Raw genomic sequence first — 25,640 nt, forward strand, 5'->3', positions numbered from 1 at the left:
TTTCCCTCCAGTATCTTATCTTCCATATTGTTAGAAACATTTGACTCACCTATACTTATTGGTGGGTCAAATGACTTAGTAAAAACTTACAGTACTTCTTTAAAGTTCTTTACAACATTCTCAACTGTAAAGCCGTATTCTTGTAGAAGTTTACCAGCTGGTGCAGATGCTCCAAAAGTGTTAACAGCAAGAACTTTACCTTCGTCACCAACGAATTCTTTCCAACCTAGTGGAGAAGCCATTTCGATTCCAAGACGAGCCTTAACAGCTTTCGGAAGAACTGTTTCTTTGTATTCAGCAGATTGCTTTTCGAAGCGATCCCAGCTTGGCATACTTACTACTGATACGAAAATGCCTTCTTTTTCAAGCTCTTTTTGAGCTTCAATTGCTAATGAAACTTCAGAACCTGTTGCAAGTAATAGACCCGCAACTTCTCCTTTTGCTTCAGAAACAACGTAAGCACCTTTTTTAACACCTTCATATACAACTTCTTGATCAAGCTCTAAAGTAGGTAAACCTTGACGAGTTAATACAAGTGCTGTTGGTGTGTCAGTACTTTCAATTGCTAAGCGCCATGCTGCAGCTGTTTCTTTTGCGTCAGCTGGACGTAGAATAGAAAGACCTGGCATTGCACGTAATGCAGCTAATTGTTCAACAGGCTCATGAGTTGGGCCGTCTTCTCCTACTGCAATTGAATCATGTGTAAACACATATGTTACAGGTAACTTCATTAAAGCTGCTAGACGAATTGCTGGACGTAGGTAATCAGAGAATACGAAGAAAGTTGCTCCGAATACTTTTACACCACCGTGAAGTGCCATACCGTTGATAGCCGCACCCATTGCAAATTCTCTAACACCAAACCAGATGTTACGAGCAGCAAAGCTGTCGATTGCATAGTTCTTTTCAGAAGTGATAAGTGTTTTATTTGATCCTGCTAAGTCTGCTGAACCACCGATTAATTGTGGGATTGCAGTAGCAGCAGCATTTAATGCTTTACCTGAAGCATCACGAGTTGCAACTGAAGATCCAGCTTCAAAGCTTGGAAGAGAAGCTTCCCAGTTTTCAGGTAGCTCGCCATTTAATGCCATTTCAAATTGATTTGCTAATTCAGGGTATGCTTTTTTATATTCTGCAAATAATTCATTCCATACACTTTCTTTTTGCTTGCCAGCTTCAACAAATTGGCTGTAGTGTTCTTTAACTTCTTCTGGTACGAAGAATGGCTCTTCATAAGTCCAGCCGTATGATTCTTTTGTTAAAGTCACTTCATCTTTACCAAGTGGAGCACCGTGTGAAGCAGATTTTCCACCTTTGTTTGGAGAACCGAAGCCGATTGTTGTTTTAACTTCAATTAATGTTGGACGGTTTAAATCCGCTTTTGCTTCTTGTAATGCTTTTTGAATTTCTTCTGTATCATTACCATTTTCAACGCGGATAACTTGCCAGCCGTATGCTTTAAAACGATCTTCAACACTTTCAGAGAAAGAAAGGTTTAAATCACCATCTAATGAAATATCGTTTGAATCGTACATCACGATAAGACGACCTAATTTTAAGTGACCTGCTAATGAAGCTGCTTCTGCGGAAACACCTTCCATTAAGTCTCCGTCACCACAAATTGCATATGTAAAGTGGTTAACTAATTCATAATTGTCTTTGTTATATGTTTCAGCTAAATGTCTTTCTGCCATTGCCATACCAACAGACATTGCAACACCTTGGCCAAGTGGACCTGTAGTTGCTTCAACACCTGGAGTATGACCAAACTCAGGATGTCCTGGAGTTCTACTTCCCCATTGACGGAAACCTTTTAAATCGTCCATTGTTACATCGTAACCAAATAAATGTAGTAAGCTATATAAAAGCATGGAACCATGTCCAGCTGATAATACAAAGCGGTCGCGGTTGAACCAGTTTGGATTTGCAGGGTTATGATTCATTTCTTTTGCCCAAAGAGTGTAAGCCATTGGAGCTGCACCCATTGGCATTCCTGGGTGTCCAGAATTTGCTTTCTCTACACCATCAATTGATAGAGTTCGAATCGTATTAATTGCTAACAAATCTAATTCTTTGTTATTTAAAGCTGTTTTCATGTAACCACACTCCTAATCTATTAAATTAAAGATAGTAATCCTATTGTTATACCCTACCTAAAAAATCCAATCTTTTCAATCTTAAAAATAAGTTGTATAATTAATTCGTTCACTAAACAAATTATAACCATTTATAATGTACCACCCTAACCTTTATTCGTCAATTATCTAAATACAAACAATAATGTCAAATGCAAATTTAATTTTTTGAAAGCGTCATCATAGAAAAATTTCACATATTGCTATTAATTATGTATAACTTATTGATGAAATCTTCTTTTTAAAATTTAGTTGTACCAACTACCAGATGGAGGATTTGTATGATTACTGGAGATGCAGCATATATAAAAAAAATAAATCGCTCGCTTATTTTAGAAAAAATAGTTCAAGAAGGTATGATCTCGAGGGCTGACATTTCCAAAGCAACAGCACTTACAAGGGCCACCGTTTCTGCACAGGTTGCTGATTTATTAGATGAAGACTTAATCATTGAAACTCAGCTAGAGCATAATAGTGTTGGGCGAAAGCCAATTATGCTTTCATTAAACGCTAGGGCCGGATATGCGCTGGGAATAGATGTGGATTACAACCAAATCTCATTCACGATATCGGACTTGCTCGGGAAGCTTGTTTTTGAAAAGTCGATCGAATGTAAAAGCCGAGCCTACGAGGACATTCTTCAGATACTAATTGAACAAATCAATTTACTTGATGAGGAATACAGTGACAACCGTTATGGCATTATCGGTGTCGTAATTGCGATTCACGGACTAGTTGGAAAAGATGAAAAAATTCATTTTGTACCTCGATTCTTGTGGCGCTCAGTTAATTTAAAGGAAGACCTTGAAAAAGTATGCGAACTCGAGATTCATATTGAAAACAATGCAAATATGTCCGCATTTGCTGAAAGGGTCTTTCTTCACCATGAAACGAACAGCCTACTATGTACCACGATTTATTCTGGAATCGGGCTTGGCATCATTATGGACAATCATTTCTTTCGCGGTAATGATGGGTTCGCTGGTGAAGTTGGTCATATGGTCGTCGTTCCACACGGGAGGTCATGTTCTTGTGGCAATGAAGGGTGCTGGGAACAATATGCTTCAGAGTCCGTCTTTTTAGAAAATATAAGAGTGGAAAAAGGTCTTTCCTCTTTTACATATGATGACTTGAAAGAACTAATTGCGGAAAGCGACCAAGATATCCTTGAGCGTCTCGAACACTTTATTTATTACCTATCTATTGGTTTAAATAATATGATTAACATGTATAATCCGGATACCATTATACTTGATGGAGAAATCTTACGTCTCTATCCCGATTCTATAAAAAAAATAGAAGAGCATTTATCCTCTTCTATCAGTCACTATCGTGAATTATCAGTTTCAACTTTAGGCAAAAGAACCGTTCGAATGGGTGCATGTGCCTTTGCAATCAAACGCTTTTTAGGCGTACCCATTTTAAATTTAACCTATAAAAAATGAATAACCTTCTAAGGAGCAGTAACCTGCTCCTTTTTACACGTTCAGATCTCTTTTTTTATAAAAAACATAGGTTAGTGCTATTAGAATGACGATCAAGCAAACGGATATAACCACGAACACTGGTTCAAAGCCATCCCCTGTCAGCATATTTTCCGCTGTAAAATACTTAAATGGGACAACATATTTAAGGACTTCAAGTTTTTCACTTAAATCAATGACAATCGATAAAATAAATGTTAGTAGCAGAATTCCTGTAGCAATTGGGGCCGCTCTTTTCGGATTCCGGATAACTGCTGCAAGTGCAGAACCAAGCACTAAAAAAAGGATTTGTAAAATAAACATTCCGCCCATTAACATAAGTAGGTCCTCAATCCCATTATCCATTTCAAAAATCAAAACCGTCGCAAACGTTGTAACAGCATTAAAAACGACAAGATTAATACATGCAGCTACTAGCTTCATCGTAATGACCTTTGTACGGGTAATGGGTTTTACAAATAAGAATTCAAAGGTCTTATCCCGCTCTTCCTTGGCAATGATGGAAGCCCCCATCATTGAGGCATGTATTGTCGCCATCAAAAGCAAATATAAATACAGAATCGCGAAATACCCAATCGGTGTCGATAAATCTAACGTACCCGTCCCCATTAAAGCTTGAAGTGCTTTTGGCATCGACTCAACAAGTTCATTCAAGGATTGCCCAGATGAAGAAAGGCTCGAGTATTCGGTGTTTCCCATGAATATTAAGAGGACAAGTCCGATGCTCCAAATGATGAGAGACTTACGGTATGCCTTCATTTCTCTTAAAAATACATTCATACAAAGACCTCCTTTCTTACACAGAATGAATATCTTTTTTCGTATAGTAGATATAGCTCGCGATAATTGCAACAGCTACAATCCCTAATCCAACTAATAAAAATGCTCCCTCATAACTTGTGTGTTCAATCATATAGTACGAATCAAAGTATTTGAAAGGGGACAGATACCGTTTATACTCGTCACCATTTGAACTAAGCATCCCTATAATGAAAAAAGCAAAAACAGTTCCTAGAGAAACGGAGAGTACCGATTTTATTTTTGGCAAGTAAACGGAAAGGAATATCCCTATCGCAAGAAAGATGACTTGCAATAAAAACAACGAAATCGAAATTAGTAAAAACGCTTTTGTACTGTATTCATCCGTTGCCACTGCAGCTACCATTAGCCACGAGGCAACTAAATATACAATGCTTGTAAACAGAATGGATGTAAATGCAGCTAAAACTTTTGCCGTTAAAATGGTTTTTCTTGTGATTGGTTTTGTTAGTAAAAAGTCCGCTGTCTTTTCTCTTACTTCCTTTGACACAATCGCTGTGCCAAAATTCATTGCCTGGATCGCCCCACAAAGGCTAATGTACACAAACACGTAGGAGTAAAATCCGAGAACGGAACCAAAGGTATCAACCTGTAGTCCTAATGCTTGTTTCATTGCATCTGGAAAACCATCCAACACCTTTTTATAATCTTCAATATCCTTTGCAATCGTTGGAAACATCGACATAAACAAGACCATGATTCCAACGAGCGATAATGTCCAAATGAGCGTGGTTTTTCGATAGGCCCTACATTCATGAAGAAAGACGTTCATATCATTTTAGGCCTCCTTCTCGTAATAATGCATGAAAATCTCCTCAAGGTCTGGCTCTGTTACGGACAGATTGGTAATCTCAATTCCAGCGATTTTTTCCATTACAGTATTGATATTACCTTTAAACAGGAAGCTAATTTTCTTATCTGAAACCTCTAAATCATTTACCCCTAGAATTGAAAAATAGCTTTTTTCAATTGGAGTTAATGGTTCAACGATAAATCTTTTAAAATTGTTATCTTTTAAAGTACTAATCTTTTCTACGGTTACGATTTTACCTTCCTTGATAATAGCAACCCTATCACACAGGCGTTGAACCTCGCTTAAAATGTGGGAAGAGAAAAGAATCGTCACACCTTTTTTATTTTCTTCCTCTAGCAAATCAAAAAAGCGCTGCTGCATTAATGGATCGAGCCCACTCGTTGGCTCATCAAGTATCACAAGCTTTGGTTCATGGAGAAGTCCCTGGACAATGCCTACCTTTTTCTTGTTTCCAAGCGATAAATCATCAATTTTACGATTAAGGTCGAGCTCCATAATATCAGCCAACTCTTTGATTCTCTTGGAGCAATCTTTTTTATAAAAGCTTGCCGAATACTTAAGCAGGTCTTTCACTTTCATATTGTCATAATAAAAGACTTCTGATGGTAGATAACCGATTTCCTTTTTAACTTCAGACGAGAATTGAACAGTATCTTTCCCGAAGATTTTTGCACTTCCACTTGTCGGGTAGATGAGTGACAGCATGGTTCGAATTGTTGTGGACTTTCCAGCACCATTCGGCCCAATAAATCCGAAGATCTCCCCTTCTTCCACATGAAAGCTAATATCTTCAATCCCCCGCGCCTTTCCATACATCTTTGTTAGGTTTTGAATTTCAATGACATTCATTTTTCTAGACCTCCCATAATCTGTGTCGTATGTATATTTCTATTATATCTTGCAATATACCCTTATCATTGTTAAGTTTGTAAATTTCAGCGATTAATAATGAAAATATCAAAAAAAATGCCCCAAAGACTATCTTTGAGACATAGAGATTCCTAACCAAACAATATATCGATTTCCTTTTTAAGCTCTTCTAATAATGGAAAAGTTGAGGTATGGCCTAGGCTTTCGGCTACATTCCGGTAATACCACTCTTGTTTTTCCTTGCCACGGCTAAATCTGCGCCAAACTTGATCACCTTGCTCCTCATAATCTCGGATGATTGACCTGATATTATGCAACTTATCTGCACATACGACTGTTCGGTTATCTTCTGAGGCCGCCCTTAGAAACGAAATCGTATGTTCTTTCCTTGCTTCCCACGGCAGAGATTTATCCGGTTCTGAACAACCGTCAACAAGTTCTGCTACCTCATCACCAAAGCCATCTCTAATATCCGTTAGAGTTAACTCGGTATCCTCCACTGTATCGTGTAATATTCCTGCAGCTACTAGTTCCGTGCGTGCATTAATCTTCATTAAAATAAGGCCTACCCCAAGTGGATGCGTAATATATGGAATATTCGTTAGTTTACGATACTGCCCGTCATGTGCTTTACTCGCAACAATAATTGCTTTCTCAATCATGTCCATGGTGTTGATCTCCTCCTATCAAATGCGCCTTGGCGTATTTGCGCCCGATTTTTAGGCCCACAGGAAGTGGGTCATAAAGACGTTGCCACAGGACGTGGCGTTCTTAGTCTTTGAACTTACTGCTCGAAAAATTACCTTTGAAAAATCGTGGCATCCGCCGGAGGCTTTAACTTTATTCATCGGAATAAAGTTAAAATAACCTGACACAAAATGATGCCAGGTATCCTCAATTACAGTACTTTACTCAAAAATGCTTTCGTACGGTCATGTTGTGGATTTTCAAATAATTCCTTTGGTTTATTCTCCTCAACAATATAGCCACTATCCATGAAAAGAACCCGGTCACCAACTTCACGAGCGAAGCCCATTTCATGGGTCACGACCACCATTGTCATTCCTTCTCGTGCCAGTTGCTTCATAACCTCTAACACTTCTCCAACCATTTCAGGGTCAAGCGCAGAAGTTGGTTCATCAAAAAGCATGATTCTAGGTTCCATGGCTAGTGCTCTCGCAATCGCAACACGCTGTTTTTGACCACCAGACAATGAATCCGGATAAGCGTCTGCTTTCTCTTCAAGACCAACCTTTTTCAATAACTCCATCCCTTTATTATACGCTTTTTCATTCGAAACCTTCTTTACTTTCAATGGGGAAAGCATAATATTCTCCATGACGGTTTTGTGAGGAAATAAGTTAAACTGCTGGAATACCATCCCGACATCTGTTCTAATTGAATTGATATTTGTTTTCTTATCAGTAATATCGACACCCTCTATAAAAACATGCCCTTCATCTATGGTCTCTAATAAATTAATGCAACGTAAGAAGGTTGATTTCCCCGAACCCGACGGGCCAATGACTACCACAACCTCCTGGGGCTGAATATCAACTGAGATTCCTTTTAACACTTCATTCTTCCCAAAGGATTTTTTTATATTGTCTACTTTGATCATTCTGTTTTCAACCTCTTTTCAAGATAGTTTAGTAGGATTGTCAATGAAAGTGTTAAAATCAAATAAATGAAGGCGGCAGTTAAATATGGTTCCCACACACGCGCATATTGGCCTGTCATCATGCGGCCCCAGTGCATTAATTCAGGTGTTGCCACTACCGAAAGAAGGGACGAATCTTTTATTAGAATAACAAATTCATTTCCTAATGGAGGGATCATTCGTTTAAATGCTTGAGGGATAATGACGTATCTCATTGCTTGAGCATGAGTCATTCCCAACGAGCGAGCGGCTTCCATTTGCCCACGGTCAAGGGATTGGATACCTGCTCTAAAAATCTCTGCTATGTAGGCTGATGCATTTAATGTAAGTGCAATAACACCTGCAACAATTCCGTTTGTTCCACCTAAAAATAGAGGAACAACCCCAAAGTGAACTAAAAAGATTTGGACGAGTAGTGGTGTCCCGCGGAAGAAAGTTACGTAAAACATAAATGGAAGAGCAATCCATTTATTACGAATCATTTTTCCAAGGCCAATAAATAGACCTAGGATTGTCCCAAGTAAGATTCCGGCGATCGATAAGCCGATGGTTAATAAGGCTCCTTTCCCAAAATAGGGAAGATAATCTATGATTATATCAAACCTAAAATCCATGGTGTGTCCCCCTTTTTATAAGCCAAAAATTGCGTAACACATTGAAGTCGTTACGCAATTTTTCGTTCGTTTATTTCGAAGCTTCTTGTTCTGCCTTTAATGCTTCTAAATCTGGCTCTGCTCCAAACCATTCTTTATAAATTTCTGTGTATTTTCCGCTTTCAATTATGGCTTCAATTGCTTTATCCAAATCAGCTTTTAAGTCGTCACTACCTTTAGGGAACATCATGCCGTAGAACTCAGCATCAAATGTGTCTTTGTCTCCAACAACCTTTAGCTTTTTGTCTGGATTTTGTGCTGCGTAGTATTCAATAACACCATTATCCGCTACAACCGCATCCGCTCCACCGCTTTCAAGCTCCAGAATGGCTAAGTTATTATTTTCAAATGCTTTAATATCAGGATGCTTTTCACCAAGTACTTTTTCGACCGCGAAATGTCCAGTGGTCGATGCTTGAACCGCTACCTTTTTTCCTTTCAAATCATCAGCAGTTTGAATATCGCTATCTTCAGGGATCATAATTTTATTAGTTGATAGGAAAAATGGAATCGTAAATAGATACTCCTTCTCACGGTCTTCGGTAATCGAAATCGACGATATCGCCATATCATAAGACCCTTTATTTAATTCAACAAAAATTGGATCCCAACCCGTATGTTTAATATCTAGTTCGTAGCCTGCCTCCTCAGCTACAGCATTAAGAACATCAATTTCGAAACCAACAATTTTGTCACCTTCCATAAACTCGAATGGTGCATATGCCGCATCTGTCATAACCTTAAGTGTCTTTTTCCCTGATTCTTCTCCCTCTTTTTCTCCGCCTGTCCCACTCGTATCGCTAGTTCCACAGGCTGCCAAGAAGAGAAATACAAGCATGATTGAAAAAACCGTTATTTTCTTCACGTATGTAACCCCTTTCACTTTTTATAAAATTTAAAATAGTTAACTTTTTTCCTATAATATCACAATGATAGTCTAAAAGAAATATAGAATTGATTTTCCCCCTTTGATGAATGCCTATCGTTACATTTTATGAACCATATATAGAACTATAGAACTAACTAAACGACAAATCGGGTGGTGACAGGAACTGGAATTTCGAATATATTTAGAATAGTAGCTATTTTCGAAAAGGAAGGTGTATTTGTGGGGGTTGTGAAAGAATTCGGAAAGATTTTAGCCATTTATTTATGTGTATTTCTATGTGTGATATTATTTGTACTTTTCCCTCGCGAACCTAGTATTGATTTTTCCGGTAAGGCAATGACTGTTGAGTATTCCTATCATTTTAATTTGAAAGAATATGCAACTAGTGTAGGCGCATTTTTAAAAGATGTTTATGAGAATAAAAGTCTTGGAGGAACTAAATTTGCCTCCCTCTCAGCCGAAGATGAAATTGCGAAGTTTTTTCCGAGAAGTCTTAAAATCATTTTGATTGGGTTCATTCTTAGTGTCGTATTCGGAATAGTAAAAGGAATCCTTGACTATCGATGGACAAATTCGAAAAAGAGCTTTTTAGGAAGTGGTGCCACCTGGTTCCTCTCAGGAGTTCCTGACTTTTTTATTATCATTTGTTTAAGCTATTTTCTACTATTATATGTACCGGATTTTAGCATCATGGGAACGGAAGCCTGGTGGAAGTTCATCGCACCTAGTATTCTGGTATCGATTGCGCCAATGCTTTATGTAGCAAGAATTACGTCGGTTTCACTTCTTACTCAAGACCGCGAACCCTACATTCAAGTGGCATTTGCTAAGGGATTCACAAAAAATAAAGTGTTGCTCAATCATATGATGAGATCGTGCTTAATTACGGTTTCCAGCCATTTACAATCAATAATGGTATTTGTTCTATCAAACTTATTGGTTGTCGAATATTTACTAGGTTACCAAGGAGCTGCCTATCGGTTATTTTCGGCAATTGGCTATACCAACTTTATCCCACCAGGTGGCGGTGCCGATGAACGTGGTCTAATCATTGGAATTTGTATTAGCTTTCTAATACTTGTAATGGTGGCTCATATGATAAGCCAAGTACTCAAAATGAGATTAGATCCAAAATAGGGGTGTTTTATGTTAAATCGAAATTGGTTTTTAATCACTGGCATATTTATGTTAAGTATCCTTCTTCTCATAACCTTTGTGGGTCCACATATACCGTATGTTAAAGAAGGAATTGAAGAGGGCAGAATTCGTTTTTTAGACGGTGGCAAAGGATTGCTTAAAGCACCTTTTTCACCAGGGCAACAACCTCCATTTGGCTCTGACCACGAGGGTAGAGATTTATTAAGTGTGATCATCGTTGGTGCGAAAGATACACTAAAAATCATCTTAGGAATAGTAGTTATTCGCTATTGTTTAGCCATCCCTCTTGGGTTACTAGCAACACGTAAAAATAATCCGTTCTCCTGGATTGTTACAACTTGGAACAATGTCTTTTCTAGTATTCCGATTATTTTTTCGGCACTGCTCTTATTGGCAATTCCAGCCCTTGTTATGAATGAAAATCGCTTGTGGTGGTCGGTTTTACTTTTAGCATTAATTGAGGTTGGAAAGGTAAGTCATATCATCCGTGAGGAAACCCAAAGAATCGTAAGGAAACCGTATATAGAGGCTGGAATTACAGTCGGCATTTCCCCACTTCGACTAGCGTTAGGAAACATTTTACCCAATACATATCCTGCAATTATGGTAAATTTTTTTATTGATATCGGAAGAACCTGTCTTTTAATCGCACAGTTAGGTATTTTTGGTGTGTTTCTTTCACAAGTGTTTGTTCAAACCAATTATGGTGTAGGAGAAATGATTAATACTAGTCTTAACTGGCCAACGTTACTTGGACAAGCTAGAAAAGACATGATTAGCTCGATTTGGATTCCATTTTGGACTTGTGTCGCAATCTCCTTTACCATGTTTACTTTTACCATTCTAGGGGAAGGCTTGAGAAGGTATTTTGATCGAAAAACAACCTAAGTTGTCAATATTCCTTGTTAAAGTGTATAGTTATGATGGGAAATATTATTGAAAACTGTAAGTTGAAAGGAGCTTGTTAATGACTACACCAAATAATGAATTACCAGCTAAAACATGTACCATTGAGCGTCTTGTGACAATGGATTCAGATGTAAAAAAAGTATTAGAAGGTAAAAAAACAGCTACACGCAGAAATGGTCGATATGCAGATGTTGGAGAAATCATGACTCTTGAGGGTCAACAATATAAAATTGACCGTGTATATGAACAATCCCTAGGTGAGTTGACAGATGCGGATGCGAAAAGGGAAGGCTTTGATACCGTTGACGAATACAAAGAATCAATTCTTTCCTACCACCCTGGCATGCCTTGGCTCCCTCATATGAAAGTTTGGGTTCATGAGTTTAGTAAGGTCGACTAAAATAAGAAAACCCTTGTCATTAATAAGGTGGACAAGGGTTTTCTCTATTTATGACTTGTTTTTTCAAAGAGCGCCTGCTGCTGTAACGCATAATCTTCAGGTGCTACCGTTTTTATTTTCGTGATGAAATAATAGTATTTATAAATAACAACTGCGACCAAAAATAACTTTAACCCGATGCTGTCTAAAATAAAAAATGGAACTGCGATCATTGCATCTGCGGTTAACAAAATGGTCAACTTTTGTTTTAACGTCATTTCACGCCGCTTCACAAAACCTTCTAAATGCTTTTTATAGATACTAGTCCCTTTAAACCACCGATCAAATTTTTCCGAACCTTTTACAAAAAAGAATGAGGCTAGTAGTAACAGGGGCGTAGTTGGGATGATGGGCAATACGATTCCTACTACCCCAAGGCCAAAGAAGATAAAACCTAAAACAATATATAAAAATTTCGTGATACTCTTCACCATATTGTCCCCTTTCTATGACTATAAGGACTTCTTTCCTATTATACCACGTATCTTTTACTGGAAAACAACTGTCACAAAATAGTAAGATTATGAATAGGGAGTTGTGAGGTACATCACTTACCTTTTTTATTATAGTGCTATCATAATAGTGGAATATGTTGTAAATGGGGGACCATAAAATGGATGTTGTTTATCAAGCACTTGTTTTCATACATATTTTTTCAGCCATCCTTGGAATGGGACCTGGCTTTATTTTAACAACGGTTGTGAAGTCGGGAGATACGATGACAGAACTTAGACATTCCTATGCAATTAGACATAGGCTACACATATTTGTTATGGTTGGTGGTATACTCCTGCTCGTTTCTGGACTTTTGATGGGCGCTATCAATCCTTATCTCTTTACAATGGGCTGGTACGTGACAAGCTTATTGCTATTTCTTGTTGCGCTAGCGATGGGTCCCTTCGCCCTGACACCTAAATCAAAGCCAGTAAAAGCTCTATTAGAATCACATCAAGGTGAAGACATTCCTGCCGAATACTATCCTTTGGCAAAAGCTCTTTTTCGAGTAGAACATATCGAGAATACACTCTTTTTGATCATCATTGCATTAATGATTTTAAAGCCTTTTTAATGATATATTTTACAAAATCCCCATCATTCATTGGTGGGGATTTTCTTCGAGAGTTTGTTTCTTTTTGAATGGGAATGTGGCTCCTTGTGTAATCAGGCTTATTAATAGAACAACCCCAACAAGTAAGGATGCGATTATCCAAAAGTTAATGCCAAATCCAACGACTTTGAATGCCCCCTCGTAATAATTCACGTCTGGACGGTTCATATTTGATGATATGATTGCAGCCGTAACATGTTTTGTGGCATACAAAAAAGCAGAAACCGCGATGAAAAAGCACCCCACAAATGCCTTAACTTGTTTCATTCTACCCCTCTTCTCTATTTCACTTTTGGTTAATCGTACCATGATTACAGTTGGTAGGACATATTACTTTTTACCTATGTTCGATACAGGGTTTCTCACAAAAAAATGCCGCATAAAGAATTTCTTCTTTATACGGCTCTAATGTTTATGCTTCTACTAATTCTTTTTCTAGCATGGTTCCTTTTTGTGCAAAGTTTGTATGCCATGAGAATGCTTTTTCTAATACATGTGGTGTTTGGCCACCTCTTGTTAGTGCTTCTTGGTAGTAATCACGAAGCTGTTGCTTATACATAGGGTGTGCACAGTTTTCAATAAGTAACTCTACACGTTCTCTTGGTGCAAGTCCTCGTAAGTCAGCGTATCCTTGCTCTGTTACGATGACATCAACATCATGCTCTGTGTGGTCCACATGTGAGACAAATGGAACGATACTTGAAATGTCGCCACCTTTTGCAATTGATTTTGTAACGAAAATCGCTAGGCGTGCGTTTCGAGCAAAGTCACCAGAACCACCGATTCCGTTCATCATCTTTGTACCTAGCACATGGGTTGAATTGACGTTTCCGTATATATCAAGTTCAAGTGCTGTGTTTATAGAAATAAGTCCGAGACGACGGATAATTTCAGGATGATTTGAAATCTCCTGTGGTCGCATAATTAAACGATCACGATACTTGTCAAAGTTCCCAAACACTTTTTTCATCTTTTCTTCTGATAAAGTTATCGAACAGCAGGAAGCAAAGCTTACTTTGCCAGCATCCATTAAGTCAAATACCGCATCCTGTAATACTTCAGAATAAACCTCTAAATCTGTGAAATCAGAATCAAGCATACCGTGCAATACCGCATTTGCCACAGATCCAATCCCAGATTGTAGTGGTGCAAGCTTCTCTGTTAAACGGCCAGCTTCAACTTCTTTTCGTAAAAAGGTTAAAAGATGCTGTGCCATTATTTCTGTTTCTTCATCTGGTGGTACGATTGTTGACGGAGAATCAGTTTGGTCTGTAAACACAATTCCCTTGATTTTTTCAACATCTACTTTGATTCCAGGCAAGCCAATTCGATCATCTGACTTTGTTAACGGAATAGGTTCTCTTTCGCCTTGCTTTCCTGGTGCATATAAATCATGAACTCCTTTAAGCTCTGTTGTTTGTGCAAGGTTGATTTCAACAATGATTGATTTAGCATGCTGTGCAAAAGTTAAAGAGTTCCCGATTGAAGTTGTAGGAATGATTAACCCATCACCATCAATTGATATCGCTTCCAAAATTGCAACATCGACATCCATCACATTTGAACGAATTAATTCGGATGTATGAGATAAATGCTGATCCACAAATAAGAAGTCCCCATTGTTAATACCTTTTCTCATTGTTGGATCAGCTTGGAATGGTAAACGCTTACCTAAAATTCCTGCTTCAGCGAATAATTTATCAACATCAGAGCCTAATGATGCCCCTGTATATACGTTTACTTTTAGGCTTTCCGTTTCAGCACGTTTGACAAGCGCGAATGGTACCGCTTTCACATCACCGGCACGTGTAAAGCCACTAAGGCCTAATGTCATACCGTCCTGAATCCACTCCGCTGCTTCTTCCGGTGTTACAACACGGTCATGTAGACGGGTGTCCTTAATGCGATCAAGTTTATTAGTCATATTCTCCCATCCCCTTTATGAAATTGAATATTAAGATAATTTTACCTATATTCTCCACATGAAAAGGTATTTCTGGAGTAAAGAACATAAAAATTCGATAAAAAAGAAGAACAAACCCCCGAAACAGAAGATTTGTTCTTTTTCTAGCGAATTAGAAGCCTAGCAGTTTCCGAAAATAACTTGAATAGTTTTGACTAACTGGGACACGGGCACCGTTTTTCATTTCTAAGACAAATGTGGAATGAGTATCAGGATGGATTTCCTTGATTTGATTCACATTCACGATAAATGAACGGTGGCAGCGAATAAAAGAGTCCTTTGGCAACGTGTATTCAAATTCCTGAAGTGAATATTTATGTGTCCCCGAAAAACCTTTTGTGTACACATGTGTTTTTTTATCCTTTGCCTCAAGGTATAGCACATCTGAGAACGGGATGGGAATCCAGCCATCTGGAGACTTTACGGTTACCACCGATTTTCCATCTGTTAATGCTGGGTAGATTGCCGTTACGCAACCTTCCAATTGGTCCTCATGAAAAAAAGGTACGGCCATGCCATGATAAGGAATGCCGAATACGTCACGATTAATAAATTCAGAAGCCTTTTGTCTTGACGTAATGGCTTTATACGCGATGGTACCCTCTTTTACTTCATCACCTGGTTTAATTTTTAAATCAATTCGTTTACTTGGTCGATAATAAAGGTATTCTTTTGTATTTGAGACAGCAATTGATATCTCGTCGGAGAACAATTCCCCAATCACATCTAAGAGTGAGCCAATTGTTATATCCTTCACACGTCAACATCCTTTGTTGTAGAAATCTAGTATCCTCTTCTATTTTACAAGTAATTCATAGATAAAACATCATCCTTCACAAAAAATCATCATGTGCGTTTAAAATGGCTTTTAGTTGTGTATGAAGTATAATGTTGGTAATCACGTTTTAGGAGGAATACATATGTACCATACACTTGAAGAATTTTTACAAGATTGGAATTATGAAGGTAGTGCCACTCAAAAAATCCTAGACGCTTTAACAGATGAGTCATTATCACAGTCCGTTGCAGCTGGTCACCGTACATTAGGTGAACTTGCATGGCATGTTGTGACTTCCGTTCATCAAATTATTTCACAAACTGGACTCCAGTTTGAAGGTGCGGCTGGTGAAGCAGTCCCAGCATCAGCCAAGGAAATGGCCGATAGCTACCGTATAACAAGTGAAAACTTAGTCTCTGCGATTAAAGAACAATGGAACGATGCAACATTGAAGGAAATAAAAGAAATGTTTGGTCAACCAATGCCTGTTGCCGTTATACTTGGCATGACGAATACCCACCAAATTCATCATCGCGGACAAATGACAATCCTAATGCGTCAAGCTGGATTAAAAGTCCCTGGAGTTTACGGTCCATCTAAGGAAGAGTGGGGCGCATAATTTAAACATAAGTTTGGCCACTAGGGTACCCTAGTGGCTTTTTAGAATTGATCTGCTCTGGTTGATTCGTACTAAGTGAGTTTAGGGTGATCAGGGTCCAGGTTTCAGGATGCTTTTGGTGTTCTAAGCATCTTAGAGTGATAACACATTCCAGTTATTAGGATGTTGATGACACTCTAAACCTTTTGGAGTGATATCAAGTTCCAGTTTCTAGGATTTTGATGGTAATCTAAGCCTCTCAGAGCAACACCACTTACCAGTTTCTAGGCTGTTGGTGGTACTCTAAACCTTTTGGAGTGACATCAATTTCCAGTTCCTAGGATGTTGATAGTACTCTAAGCCTCTCAGAGCAACATCACTTACCAATTTCTAGGATATTGACTGTACTCTAGCCTCTTTGAAATGCACCGCTTCTCCGATATTCCTCTAACAAGCGTAAAACCCCACTCTAGTTGACATAATCTTTTTCAAACAAACGTTTGTTTAGCGGTCTATCCTTTGGGGCACATGGGGGTTCATTTTCAATCAAACGTTTGTTTGAATTTTTGCTTACAGAATTTCCAGAAACTACAAATGCTCCCCTCAAACGCTCGTTTAACTTACATCCCTTGGCACACAAGGGTTTCCGTCTTCAATCAAATGTTTGTTTGAATTCTTCTTTTTGTTATGCGGCTACTTTTTCCCTTCTCGTAAACATCCATTTTAAAAAGCTCGGTACGATTAAAATTATGAACAAAAGTCGAATTAGTTGTAATGAACTCACTACTGCTGGATCTGCACCGATTGCGGTCGCAGTTAATACCATTTCAACCAAACCACCTGGTGAAAAGCTCAGTAAAGCAGTTGGTACATCTAAATCTGAAATTATGGCAAATAGATAGCCAAAGCCAAATGAGAATACGAGTAATAACAACGTGAGAATAAAGTAAACTCCACAATATTTTCCACCAATCTTTAAATCTCTTAGATTGATATTATTTCCCATTCTCATCCCAACCGTGATTTGGGCAAGAATTAATAACCATGATGGAATAGGTGGTAACCCTACTCCCACTACACCAAGTAAAACCGTAACTGCAAGTGGACCAATTACATACGCCGCTGGGAGCTTATTTCGAAGGAGCCACCCCGCTAAGAACGCTACACTGAACCATAAATATGCATAAGCAGGTACACTGCTTAGATTTTTCGTGACCTCATATGGATTTCCAACACTTGCTATGAACCAATGTGTCACAATAAACGGAACCATGAACACAACCGTTAACAAGCGAACCGTTTGAAAAATCGTTACCATTGCAGAATTTGCTTTTAACGAATGACTCGCGGCAACCATTTCGGATAGTCCCCCAGGAATCGAGCCGAACACACTTGTCATCGGATCAATTTTAATAAACCGGGTTACAAAAATACTGTTTACTACGCTAACCGTCAAAAGTAATATCGTCATTATTAAAAACGGGATAATATAGGGATAGACCGTAATAAAGGTTTCTTTAGTAAACGACAATCCGAAGTAGATTCCTAGTGTTGCGAGTCCAATATTGTACAAGCGTGCCGACACAACCATTGTTCGATGTGTAATGGCTTTGTATAAAATCATGAATGTCATCGGTCCAAGTATCCACGGAATCGGAAAGTGTAATAAATAGAACACCATCCCCCCCGCGCCTGCTATAATATAGGACTCTATTAAGCCTTTCTGCTGTGAAAATTTCATATATATACGACCTTTCTCCTTTATCATTCTTCTATTATAATATGCAGGAAAAATTCCCTCTTTGCAGAATATACTTTGTAAAAAGGAGGGAACAGCTTGGAAAACTTTCATTTTTCACATACGATCCGTGTGAGGTATTCTGAAATCGATGGTCAAAAAATTGTTTTTAACGCGCATTATCTTACATATATAGATATCGGCTTCACTGAATACATGCGTGAAATACTTGGGCCTGATTGGCTTACGAATCAACACTCTTCCCAATTTGAACCAGTTCTTGTGAAAAGTACCGTTGAGTACAAAAAACCTGCATTATTAGATGATCTCATCACTATTTATGTTCGAGTAAAAAAATTGGGTACTTCCAGCCTCACCCTTGAGAGTATCATAACACGAGATAACGAAATCTTAGTTGAAGCCGAAACCATTCAAGTAAATTACAACAATATTACAAAATCATCTACACCTATACCTGATGACATTAAACATAGAATACAGGAATTAGAAGCTTTATAGCATAAAATGAAGGCGCTAGTCGACACCTTATTTTTCAATCAAATGTTTGTTTAGCGCCTGTCTCTCCTTTTTTTAAGAGGTTTCCACATTCAATCAAACGATTGTTTGAAAAAGCAATGAAATACTTCAATCACGTTACGACTCCCTATAATCTCCTCATAGGCACGAGGCCCTTTCAAATCCTACTTTAGTAGGAATAATATTCCGCTTATATTACAAATATATTTCGACATTGACATATTTGCTCTTTTACGAAACCTTGATTCTAATAGGTTTTGAAACATTACAATATTAACAATATGTAACAATTTCGCGACAAATGGAGAATTTTATAGAAACTTATGATAATATGGTAGAGTAAAAGACTCGGATACAGACTAAGTAGATTAGTAAGAAAGTAGGAATTATCTTGAAAAAGACACTCGTAACCTTAAGTGCCACTTTAATGATAAGTGCCTTTTCTCCATATGTAATATCAACTAGTGCAGAAACAATGAGTTCACTTCAAACTGAGCTTTCTGATACAAAAAAAGCATTAGCAGAATTAAATGCTCAAATTGCAAAGGTTGACCAAGCGATTGAAGATAACCGTAAAATGATCGCTCAAACAGAAGCAGAAATTAAGAAAACAGAAGAACAAGTTAAAACTCTTGAAGCTGAGATTGAACAACTTGAAAAAGAAATTGAAGCTCGTAATGAAATTTTAAAAGAACGTGCCCGCATGATGCAACAATCTGGTGGAACGATTAGTTACCTAGATGTTATTTTCGGTGCACAAAGCTTTTCTGATTTTATTAACCGTGTGAGTGCAGTCTCTACCATTATGCAAGCTGACCAAGAAATAATTGATGAACAAGCGAAAGCAATCAATCTGGTTGAAGAAAAGCAAGCTAAGATTCAGGAGACTCTAACTGCATTAACAAACGAAAAAGAAGAATTGGTAGCCATGCAAGGTCAAATTGAAGACCAAAAAGCTCAAAATGATGCATTAAAGGCTGCATTACAATCAAAAGAACAAAAAACTTTAGCGGACATTGAAGACCTTCGTGCTAGTATGATTACTGCAACACCTGCAGTTAGCACTACTGTTTCATCTAGTTCAGCTCCAACAACATCTAATACTACTGCTACTGCTTCAGTCCCTACCTCTACACCAAAGGTTACGGGTTCAATCAGCACAGTAATAAATGCAGGATATAAATACATAGGAAACTCCGTCTATGTATTTGGTGGCGGAAGAAGTGCTTATGATATTGCAAATGGCCGATTCGATTGCTCTGGATTTGTACACTGGGCATTCGCACAAGCTGGTGTAAGTGTTGGTTCCAGTACTAGTGTATTAAGAAATCAAGGTACCGCTGTATCAGTTAGTAACATGAAACCTGGCGATTTAGTATTCTTTGACACCTATAAAAAAGATGGACATGTTGGAATTTATATGGGTGGCGGTAAATTTATCGGCTCACAAAGCTCTACCGGTGTTGGTATTGCTGATATGACAAGCGGCTATTGGAAAAACCATTTTAAAGGGCACGTAAGACGAGTTATGTAATGGACGAGCCCAAGACTAAAGCATCTTCATCTTTGAAGGTGCTTTTTTTGTGAAGAAAATGGGAAGATATTGTCCCTCACAAAAAATTTCTTTGACTCTCCCCCCGATTACTTTCAAATTGTTTTCATTTAATTTATGATAGGAAAGTAAGCTATCATACTGGAGTGACATACGTTGGATACAAAAAAAGCATTACCTATATTATTTGCAGTTATGTTTTTGGTTTATGTCGGGTTCGGGATCATTATTCCTGTCATACCCTTTTATGCAGAAGATCTTGGTGCTTCACCTACTGAATTAGGATTACTCATGGCTGTTTATTCATTAATGCAATTCTTGTTTGCACCGATGTGGGGAAGAATTTCCGACCGTATTGGACGTAAGCCAGTTATTATGATTGGTATCTTTGGACTTGCGGTTTCATTCTTTCTCATGGCGTTATCGACAGAATTATGGATGTTGTTTGCAGCAAGAATCATTGGTGGCTTTCTTTCAGCCGCAAATATGCCAACCGTAATGGCATATGCTGCCGATATTACCTCCGAGGAAGACCGTGGTAAAGGAATGGGCATCATTGGTGCATCTATTGGGCTAGGATTTATCTTTGGACCAGCAATTGGTGGTATTTTCTCAAAGACGGACTTACAAATGCCATTTTACATAGCTGGAACCTTGTCTTTACTTACCTTCTTCCTTGTCATGTTCATCCTTAAAGAATCTCTATCAAAAGAGCAGAGGCATCCGAAAGACCGAAAAAGAACGGGTCTGTTAAAAGCACTTAACGGTCCTGAAAGTGTTCTGTTTTTCCTTTCTCTTTTTATCACTTTATCCCTATCAGGGCTTGAAGCTACGTTTGCTTATTTTGCGGCGGAAAAAGCTGGATTGGGGACGACTGAGCTCGGTTATATTTTTATGATTATGGGACTCGCTGGAGCGATTGTACAAGGTGGATTAGTGGGAAGGCTAACGAAACGGTTTGGTGAAGGTTTTGTCATCCAAATTGGAATATTCTTGTCAGCCGTAGGTTTTTTCCTTATTTTATTTACAAAGGATTTCGTGACAGCCGCGATTTATTTAACCATATTTGGAGTAGGAAATGGCATCATTCGTCCTGCAGTTTCGGCATTACTAACGAAGCGATCTAAGACGGGACATGGAAGCGTCACTGGGTTATTGTCCTCCTTCGATTCGCTTGGACGAATTCTTGGACCTATTTTAGGTGGTCTGCTTTATACAATTTCAATGGGATTACCCTATATATCAGGTATATTCCTATCCGCTGTCGCTTTCATACTGTTTAGAATGTATACAGCAAAAACGAAGAAAATGCATACGGCACAAACGAACAAAGGGTAGCAATCATGCTACCCTTTGTTTTCACTTTATCATTAAATTGGAAAGAACCAATAGAACCGTCCCTATGGTCCCTGTCCAACTTATATTCTATTTAGTGCCTCGCCAAGAAATTTTGCAAGCTCAAGCATTCCGTATTTTTCTGCTTTCGCTTCTGCATCGGAGTTGTAGTTGGTGTTTGTGTTAACATCATAGGTGAAGACTTCACCATCTGCATTTTTCACAAACTCAATACCTGCTACATCAATGTTTACATCTTTCAAAAATGCTTCGTAACGCGCAATCTGTTCTGGGTCAACATCGTCGATAATTTCAAACTTAGGACGTACTTCAACCTCTTCCCCAACTGGGCAAAACAAATCGCCAATTTGACATGCATCTGCAGGGCAAAGCTCAAATCCTTCTGACGTATCAACTCGTACAGAATATACATACTTACCACCAACAAATTCAGCTCTTGTAATATAGGATTCTGGTGATTGGATATACTCTTGGATGAGTGTAATCCCGTCGACTGGCTCTTCGAATGCAGGGCTATTTACGTATGCCTTCAAGGACTCAACAGTTTGGAATAATTGTACACCAAGTCCTTTACCTGCACGATTATGTTTTGTAATAAAAGGTACTGTTCCTAGCTTTTCAGCAGCTTCAATAATTTGCTCACGGCCCACTGCACCAATTGTTTTCGGAGTGCGTACCCCATTTTTTTCAAGCGCCGTGTATTGCTTGATTTTACTCAACTCAAGACGAAGGGCATTACTACCATTTAAAACAGTGCGATTATGGAATTCGAGCCAATCTAAAATCCCGCCTGTTAATTCAGGAGCAAATCGGTGATCCCTTGTGTGCGAAGAAGCACTCATGCGGTTATAAAAAACACCCTCAGGTGGTTCTGCAGTTAAATCAATGACCCCTTTATCAAGATGCCATGCCTCATATGGTAAATTTAACTCATCCAATCGTTTTGTTAAATGTGAAGTCCAATCATCATTTTCATGGATAATATATATTTTTTTAGACATATAGAACGTCTCCCTTCGTATTACCTATTGGTCCTATTGATCACTTAGTCTCTGAATCACGTTTGCTAGTAAGTTTGTTCTTACTGTAAGTGAAGGAATATGAAGAAACTCTGATTCCTCATGTGCATTTCCACCCTCAGGACCAAGCCCATCTATGGATGGAATACCCATATATCCAGTTAAATTCCCGTCTGAACCTCCACCACTTTTTTCATGAGAAAGTTCAAGGCCAAGCTTTTTCCCTTCATCTGCTATTATATCAATAAGCTTCTGAGACTCCTCAGTTAATACCCATGCCGGTCTCGTAATCTTTCCTGATAATTCAAGCGTTGTACCTGGAACATCCGACTTGCTACAAATTTCTTTGATCGCCTTATCAATGGCGTCTCCCTGCTCAGCGGTATTAATTCTTACGTCAATAAAAGCTTCAGCATAAGGTGCTATCGTATTGACGGATGTTCCACCTTTTACAATCCCGACATTTACATTAATTCCTTCATCCCGGTTTGTTAACTTGTGCAACTTTATGATTTTATTCCCTAGTTCCTCAATTGCACTTACTCCATTTTCAGGTGCTATTCCCGCATGTGAAGACTTCCCTGTGATTTTTAGTAAGTACTTGCCTCCACCTTTACGTTCGCTTACCAGATTACCATTTTGCGCAGGTTCAAGGATAAGGGCATATTTTTTATCTTTAGCTGTTCTTTCAATAAGTTCTCTAGAATAGATAGAACCAATTTCCTCATCCGTATTTAGGATGATTTCTACATTCTTATAGGCGTTGCTACCACCTTCGATTAATGCCTTAAGAGCAAATAGGGTCGTAACTTGGCTTGACTTCATATCAATCACACCAGGTCCATATGCGTAATCTCCTTCTCTTCTGAAAGGTCTTTCCGCAACGGTCCCTTCTTTAAACACAGTATCCATATGAGCAATAATCACAATTTGGGGACTAATAGCTTCTGGATGGCGTATTAAAAGATTATTTCCGACAATTTCTTGTTCATCGATTTCCACTTGAAACCCGATAGATTTATATTCTTCAAGAAGAACCTTTCCAACCTTGTCAACACCGTGCTTGACGTATGTACCACTGTCAATATTGACAAGAGTTTCAATTAACTCAAGCATCTTATCCTCATTACCAATAATGTTATCCTTCACTTTTAGACACTTCCTTAGATCAATTATTCATCATATAGATGGCATTGTACTTCATGATTACCATCCACTTGAACTTTAACTGGCTTTTCTAATCTGCATCGTTCTGTAGCATATGGACAACGTGTATGAAACACACACCCACTCGGAACGGAAAGTGGTGATGGAACGTCCCCTTTTAAAATAATCCGTTCCCTTCTACTTTCTGGGTAAGGAATCGGAACTGCTGACAATAAAGATTGAGTATACGGGTGTAATGGATTTTTAAATAGTTCATCAGTTGGTGCCTTTTCAACCATTTCACCGAGATACATCACTCCGATTCGGTCCGCAATATACCGAACCACACTCAAGTCATGACCGATAAATAAATAAGATAGCTTTAGATCGGTTTGAAGCTTTCTTAACAAGTTAAGAATTTGTGACTGAATTGAAACATCAAGTGCAGAAACAGGTTCGTCGCAAACGATAAACTTAGGGTTTAATACGAGCGCACGAGCAATTCCAATTCGTTGTCTTTGGCCACCAGAGAATTCATGTGGAAACTTATCATAGTGCTCTTTACTGAATCCAACCTGTTCAAGAAGGTCAAGCACTCTTTCCTTTCGCTCTGCTTTCGTACCGATTTTTTGGATGATCATCGATTCTTCAAGGCTATATCCAATTCTTTTTTTAGGATCAAGCGATGCATAGGGGTCTTGAAATATCATTTGTAAATCCTGACGAATCGTCCTAAATTGCTTCTCTTTCATGTCAAAGATATTTTGGTTATTATAAAATACCTCTCCCCCAGATGGCTCTGTCAGTCTAAGGATTGTTCGACCGGTCGTACTTTTACCACAGCCCGATTCTCCAACAATTCCAAATGTCTCACCTTCATAGATTTCAAAGGAAACATCATTTACTGCCCTGACTACATTTTTCTTAAAAAAGGATGATGATGCAGTTGTGAAGGACTTCTTTAAATTTTTCACTTTTATGATTGGTTCTTTTTCTTTAAGAATTGCCATTTGAAGTCCCCCTCTTCAAGGAAATTTCTTGATGATGCCAGCATCTTACCTTATGTGAGTCTGTTACTTCCTCAAGCATTGGAGCTTCATTTCTACATTTGTCCGTAGCAAATTCACATCTGCCCGCAAATCGACACCCTTGTGGAATTTGATGAAGAGATGGTACAGAACCATCGATTTCATGGAGTTCCTTTGTTCGATCACTATCCATGTTTGGCATTGATTTAAAAAGACCGATTGTATATGGATGAAGAGGATTATTGAATAAATCCTTCACATCTGTTTCCTCGATCACCTGACCGAGATACATAACGACTACTCGATCGCATGTCTCTGCTACAACCGCTAAATCATGGGTAATCATCATAATTCCCATACTTGTTTTCTTTTGAAGGTCTTTCATCACATCCAAGATTTGCGCTTGAATCGTAACATCTAATGCGGTTGTTGGCTCATCCGCAATTAACAGGGTTGGCTCGCAGCAAATCGCAAGAGCAATCATAACCCTTTGCCGCATTCCGCCTGAAAGTTGATGAGGGTAATCATGAATTCTTTGTTCAGGAGAAGGAATTCCTGTTAATCGCAGTACCTCAATCGCTTTTTGATAGGCGTCTTTCTTTGACAGCTTTTTGTGTAATCTCAACGATTCAACAATTTGGTCACCAATTGTATAGACGGGGTTTAGTGAACTCATTGGGTCTTGAAAAATCATTGAGATTTCATTCCCCCGTATTTTTCTAAGGGATTTTTCTGATTCTGTTAAGAGGTTCTGGTTATGATAGGATATTGTTCCCTCGTAATCGGTCAATTGGTCATCATGTAATTTCAGGATAGACTCCGCAGTTACACTCTTACCACAACCTGACTCACCAACAACCCCCAGTGTTTCACCCTGTTTTATATAAAAGGAAGCATCTTCAACAGCCGTTAATCGCCCTTTCTCTGTCCAGAAAGAAACTCGTAATTTATCAATCTGTAGTAAATAGTCGCTGTTCATGCTATCCC

At 38.5% G+C, this 25,640-nt stretch carries 26 protein-coding genes; 9 read left to right on the forward strand and 17 right to left on the reverse strand.

What is annotated here, in order from left to right; all coding sequences use genetic code 11:
* Window positions 1-86: 86 nt before the first annotated feature.
* Complete coding sequence (tkt, locus tag CKJ95_RS13725; protein ID WP_099354004.1) at window positions 87-2,096, reverse strand: transketolase; 2,010 nt, start codon at window positions 2,094-2,096, stop codon at window positions 87-89.
* 320 nt (window positions 2,097-2,416) lie between these two features.
* Between tkt and CKJ95_RS13730 the strand changes: the two genes are divergently transcribed.
* Entirely contained in the window at window positions 2,417-3,580 is a 1,164-nt protein-coding gene (locus tag CKJ95_RS13730) for an ROK family protein (RefSeq protein WP_099354005.1), read from the forward strand.
* A 33-nt stretch (window positions 3,581-3,613) separates the two neighbouring features.
* Here the strand turns inward: CKJ95_RS13730 and CKJ95_RS13735 are convergent, their stop codons facing one another.
* From CKJ95_RS13735 to CKJ95_RS13765, 7 genes are all read right to left on the reverse strand, one after another.
* Window positions 3,614-4,399 (reverse strand): ABC transporter permease subunit, encoded by a 786-nt coding sequence (locus tag CKJ95_RS13735; protein ID WP_099354006.1) that lies wholly within the window; start codon window positions 4,397-4,399, stop codon window positions 3,614-3,616.
* Between the two features lie 16 nt (window positions 4,400-4,415).
* The gene (locus CKJ95_RS13740; protein ID WP_099354007.1) at window positions 4,416-5,210 is read right to left on the reverse strand and encodes an ABC transporter permease subunit; all 795 of its coding nucleotides are present in this window, start codon (window positions 5,208-5,210) and stop codon (window positions 4,416-4,418) included.
* A 6-nt stretch (window positions 5,211-5,216) separates the two neighbouring features.
* On the reverse strand, window positions 5,217-6,101 hold the full coding sequence (locus tag CKJ95_RS13745) for an ABC transporter ATP-binding protein (protein ID WP_099354008.1): 885 nt from the start codon (window positions 6,099-6,101) through the stop codon (window positions 5,217-5,219).
* 152 nt (window positions 6,102-6,253) lie between these two features.
* The gene (locus tag CKJ95_RS13750) at window positions 6,254-6,790 is read right to left on the reverse strand and encodes an HD domain-containing protein (RefSeq protein ID WP_099354009.1); all 537 of its coding nucleotides are present in this window, start codon (window positions 6,788-6,790) and stop codon (window positions 6,254-6,256) included.
* Between the two features lie 230 nt (window positions 6,791-7,020).
* A complete protein-coding gene (locus CKJ95_RS13755; RefSeq protein ID WP_099354010.1) occupies window positions 7,021-7,743 on the reverse strand; it encodes an amino acid ABC transporter ATP-binding protein in 723 nt (240 codons plus the stop codon).
* Window positions 7,740-8,396 (reverse strand): amino acid ABC transporter permease, encoded by a 657-nt coding sequence (locus CKJ95_RS13760; RefSeq protein WP_099354011.1) that lies wholly within the window; start codon window positions 8,394-8,396, stop codon window positions 7,740-7,742. The genes CKJ95_RS13755 and CKJ95_RS13760 overlap by 4 nt, the downstream gene beginning before the upstream one ends.
* 70 nt (window positions 8,397-8,466) lie before the next feature.
* On the reverse strand, window positions 8,467-9,300 hold the full coding sequence (locus CKJ95_RS13765) for a basic amino acid ABC transporter substrate-binding protein (protein WP_099354012.1): 834 nt from the start codon (window positions 9,298-9,300) through the stop codon (window positions 8,467-8,469).
* A gap of 243 nt (window positions 9,301-9,543) precedes the next feature.
* Here CKJ95_RS13765 and CKJ95_RS13770 point away from each other — a divergent pair, with 243 nt between their 5' ends.
* The 3 genes from CKJ95_RS13770 to CKJ95_RS13780 all read left to right on the forward strand — a co-directional run bounded on the left by CKJ95_RS13770 (window position 9,544) and on the right by CKJ95_RS13780 (window position 11,791).
* Window positions 9,544-10,461 (forward strand): ABC transporter permease subunit, encoded by a 918-nt coding sequence (locus tag CKJ95_RS13770; RefSeq protein ID WP_099354013.1) that lies wholly within the window; start codon window positions 9,544-9,546, stop codon window positions 10,459-10,461.
* 9 nt (window positions 10,462-10,470) lie between these two features.
* Window positions 10,471-11,370: an ABC transporter permease gene (locus tag CKJ95_RS13775; RefSeq protein WP_099354014.1), complete on the forward strand. Its 900-nt coding sequence runs from the start codon at window positions 10,471-10,473 to the stop codon at window positions 11,368-11,370.
* A gap of 79 nt (window positions 11,371-11,449) precedes the next feature.
* Entirely contained in the window at window positions 11,450-11,791 is a 342-nt protein-coding gene (locus CKJ95_RS13780; RefSeq protein ID WP_099354015.1) for an ASCH domain-containing protein, read from the forward strand.
* Window positions 11,792-11,835: 44 nt separating this feature from the next.
* Here the strand turns inward: CKJ95_RS13780 and CKJ95_RS13785 are convergent, their stop codons facing one another.
* On the reverse strand, window positions 11,836-12,264 hold the full coding sequence (locus CKJ95_RS13785) for a YbaN family protein (RefSeq protein ID WP_099354016.1): 429 nt from the start codon (window positions 12,262-12,264) through the stop codon (window positions 11,836-11,838).
* 179 nt (window positions 12,265-12,443) lie between these two features.
* On the opposite strand from CKJ95_RS13785, the gene CKJ95_RS13790 reads away from it, so the two are divergent.
* Entirely contained in the window at window positions 12,444-12,899 is a 456-nt protein-coding gene (locus CKJ95_RS13790) for a DUF2269 family protein (RefSeq protein WP_099354017.1), read from the forward strand.
* A 27-nt stretch (window positions 12,900-12,926) separates the two neighbouring features.
* On the opposite strand, the gene CKJ95_RS13795 is transcribed toward CKJ95_RS13790, so the two are convergent.
* From CKJ95_RS13795 to CKJ95_RS13805, 3 genes are all read right to left on the reverse strand, one after another.
* Window positions 12,927-13,205, reverse strand: a complete 279-nt coding sequence (locus tag CKJ95_RS13795; protein ID WP_099354018.1) for a hypothetical protein — start codon at window positions 13,203-13,205, stop codon at window positions 12,927-12,929.
* Window positions 13,206-13,350: 145 nt separating this feature from the next.
* Window positions 13,351-14,862, reverse strand: a complete 1,512-nt coding sequence (locus CKJ95_RS13800; protein WP_099354019.1) for an acetyl-CoA hydrolase/transferase family protein — start codon at window positions 14,860-14,862, stop codon at window positions 13,351-13,353.
* A 151-nt stretch (window positions 14,863-15,013) separates the two neighbouring features.
* The gene (locus CKJ95_RS13805) at window positions 15,014-15,658 is read right to left on the reverse strand and encodes a LytTR family DNA-binding domain-containing protein (protein WP_099354020.1); all 645 of its coding nucleotides are present in this window, start codon (window positions 15,656-15,658) and stop codon (window positions 15,014-15,016) included.
* A gap of 163 nt (window positions 15,659-15,821) precedes the next feature.
* Between CKJ95_RS13805 and CKJ95_RS13810 the strand changes: the two genes are divergently transcribed.
* A complete protein-coding gene (locus tag CKJ95_RS13810) occupies window positions 15,822-16,298 on the forward strand; it encodes a DinB family protein (RefSeq protein ID WP_099354021.1) in 477 nt (158 codons plus the stop codon).
* Between the two features lie 664 nt (window positions 16,299-16,962).
* On the opposite strand, the gene CKJ95_RS13815 is transcribed toward CKJ95_RS13810, so the two are convergent.
* Window positions 16,963-18,018, reverse strand: coding sequence for an AbrB family transcriptional regulator (locus CKJ95_RS13815; RefSeq protein ID WP_099354022.1), 1,056 nt, complete (start codon window positions 18,016-18,018; stop codon window positions 16,963-16,965).
* Window positions 18,019-18,114: 96 nt separating this feature from the next.
* Here CKJ95_RS13815 and CKJ95_RS13820 point away from each other — a divergent pair, with 96 nt between their 5' ends.
* From CKJ95_RS13820 to CKJ95_RS13830, 3 genes are all read left to right on the forward strand, one after another.
* On the forward strand, window positions 18,115-18,534 hold the full coding sequence (locus CKJ95_RS13820) for an acyl-CoA thioesterase (protein WP_099354023.1): 420 nt from the start codon (window positions 18,115-18,117) through the stop codon (window positions 18,532-18,534).
* Between the two features lie 409 nt (window positions 18,535-18,943).
* Window positions 18,944-20,086, forward strand: a complete 1,143-nt coding sequence (locus CKJ95_RS13825) for a coiled-coil domain-containing protein (RefSeq protein WP_099354024.1) — start codon at window positions 18,944-18,946, stop codon at window positions 20,084-20,086.
* A 174-nt stretch (window positions 20,087-20,260) separates the two neighbouring features.
* A complete protein-coding gene (locus CKJ95_RS13830) occupies window positions 20,261-21,442 on the forward strand; it encodes an MFS transporter (RefSeq protein WP_099354025.1) in 1,182 nt (393 codons plus the stop codon).
* A gap of 80 nt (window positions 21,443-21,522) precedes the next feature.
* On the opposite strand, the gene CKJ95_RS13835 is transcribed toward CKJ95_RS13830, so the two are convergent.
* The 4 genes from CKJ95_RS13835 to CKJ95_RS13850 are packed head-to-tail and all read right to left on the reverse strand — an operon-like array spanning window position 21,523 to window position 25,632.
* Complete coding sequence (locus tag CKJ95_RS13835; protein ID WP_099354026.1) at window positions 21,523-22,461, reverse strand: ATP-grasp domain-containing protein; 939 nt, start codon at window positions 22,459-22,461, stop codon at window positions 21,523-21,525.
* A gap of 33 nt (window positions 22,462-22,494) precedes the next feature.
* Window positions 22,495-23,628, reverse strand: coding sequence for a M20 family metallopeptidase (locus CKJ95_RS13840; protein ID WP_257215797.1), 1,134 nt, complete (start codon window positions 23,626-23,628; stop codon window positions 22,495-22,497).
* 23 nt (window positions 23,629-23,651) lie between these two features.
* Window positions 23,652-24,635, reverse strand: a complete 984-nt coding sequence (locus CKJ95_RS13845; protein ID WP_099354027.1) for an ABC transporter ATP-binding protein — start codon at window positions 24,633-24,635, stop codon at window positions 23,652-23,654.
* Window positions 24,622-25,632, reverse strand: coding sequence for an ABC transporter ATP-binding protein (locus CKJ95_RS13850; RefSeq protein ID WP_099354028.1), 1,011 nt, complete (start codon window positions 25,630-25,632; stop codon window positions 24,622-24,624). Before CKJ95_RS13850 ends, CKJ95_RS13845 begins: the two co-directional genes overlap by 14 nt.
* Window positions 25,633-25,640 lie beyond the last annotated feature (8 nt).

Origin of the sequence: Fredinandcohnia onubensis (assembly GCF_002734285.1) — a bacterium.
Taxonomy (GTDB): Bacteria; Bacillota; Bacilli; order Bacillales; family Bacillaceae_L; genus Ferdinandcohnia; species Ferdinandcohnia onubensis_A.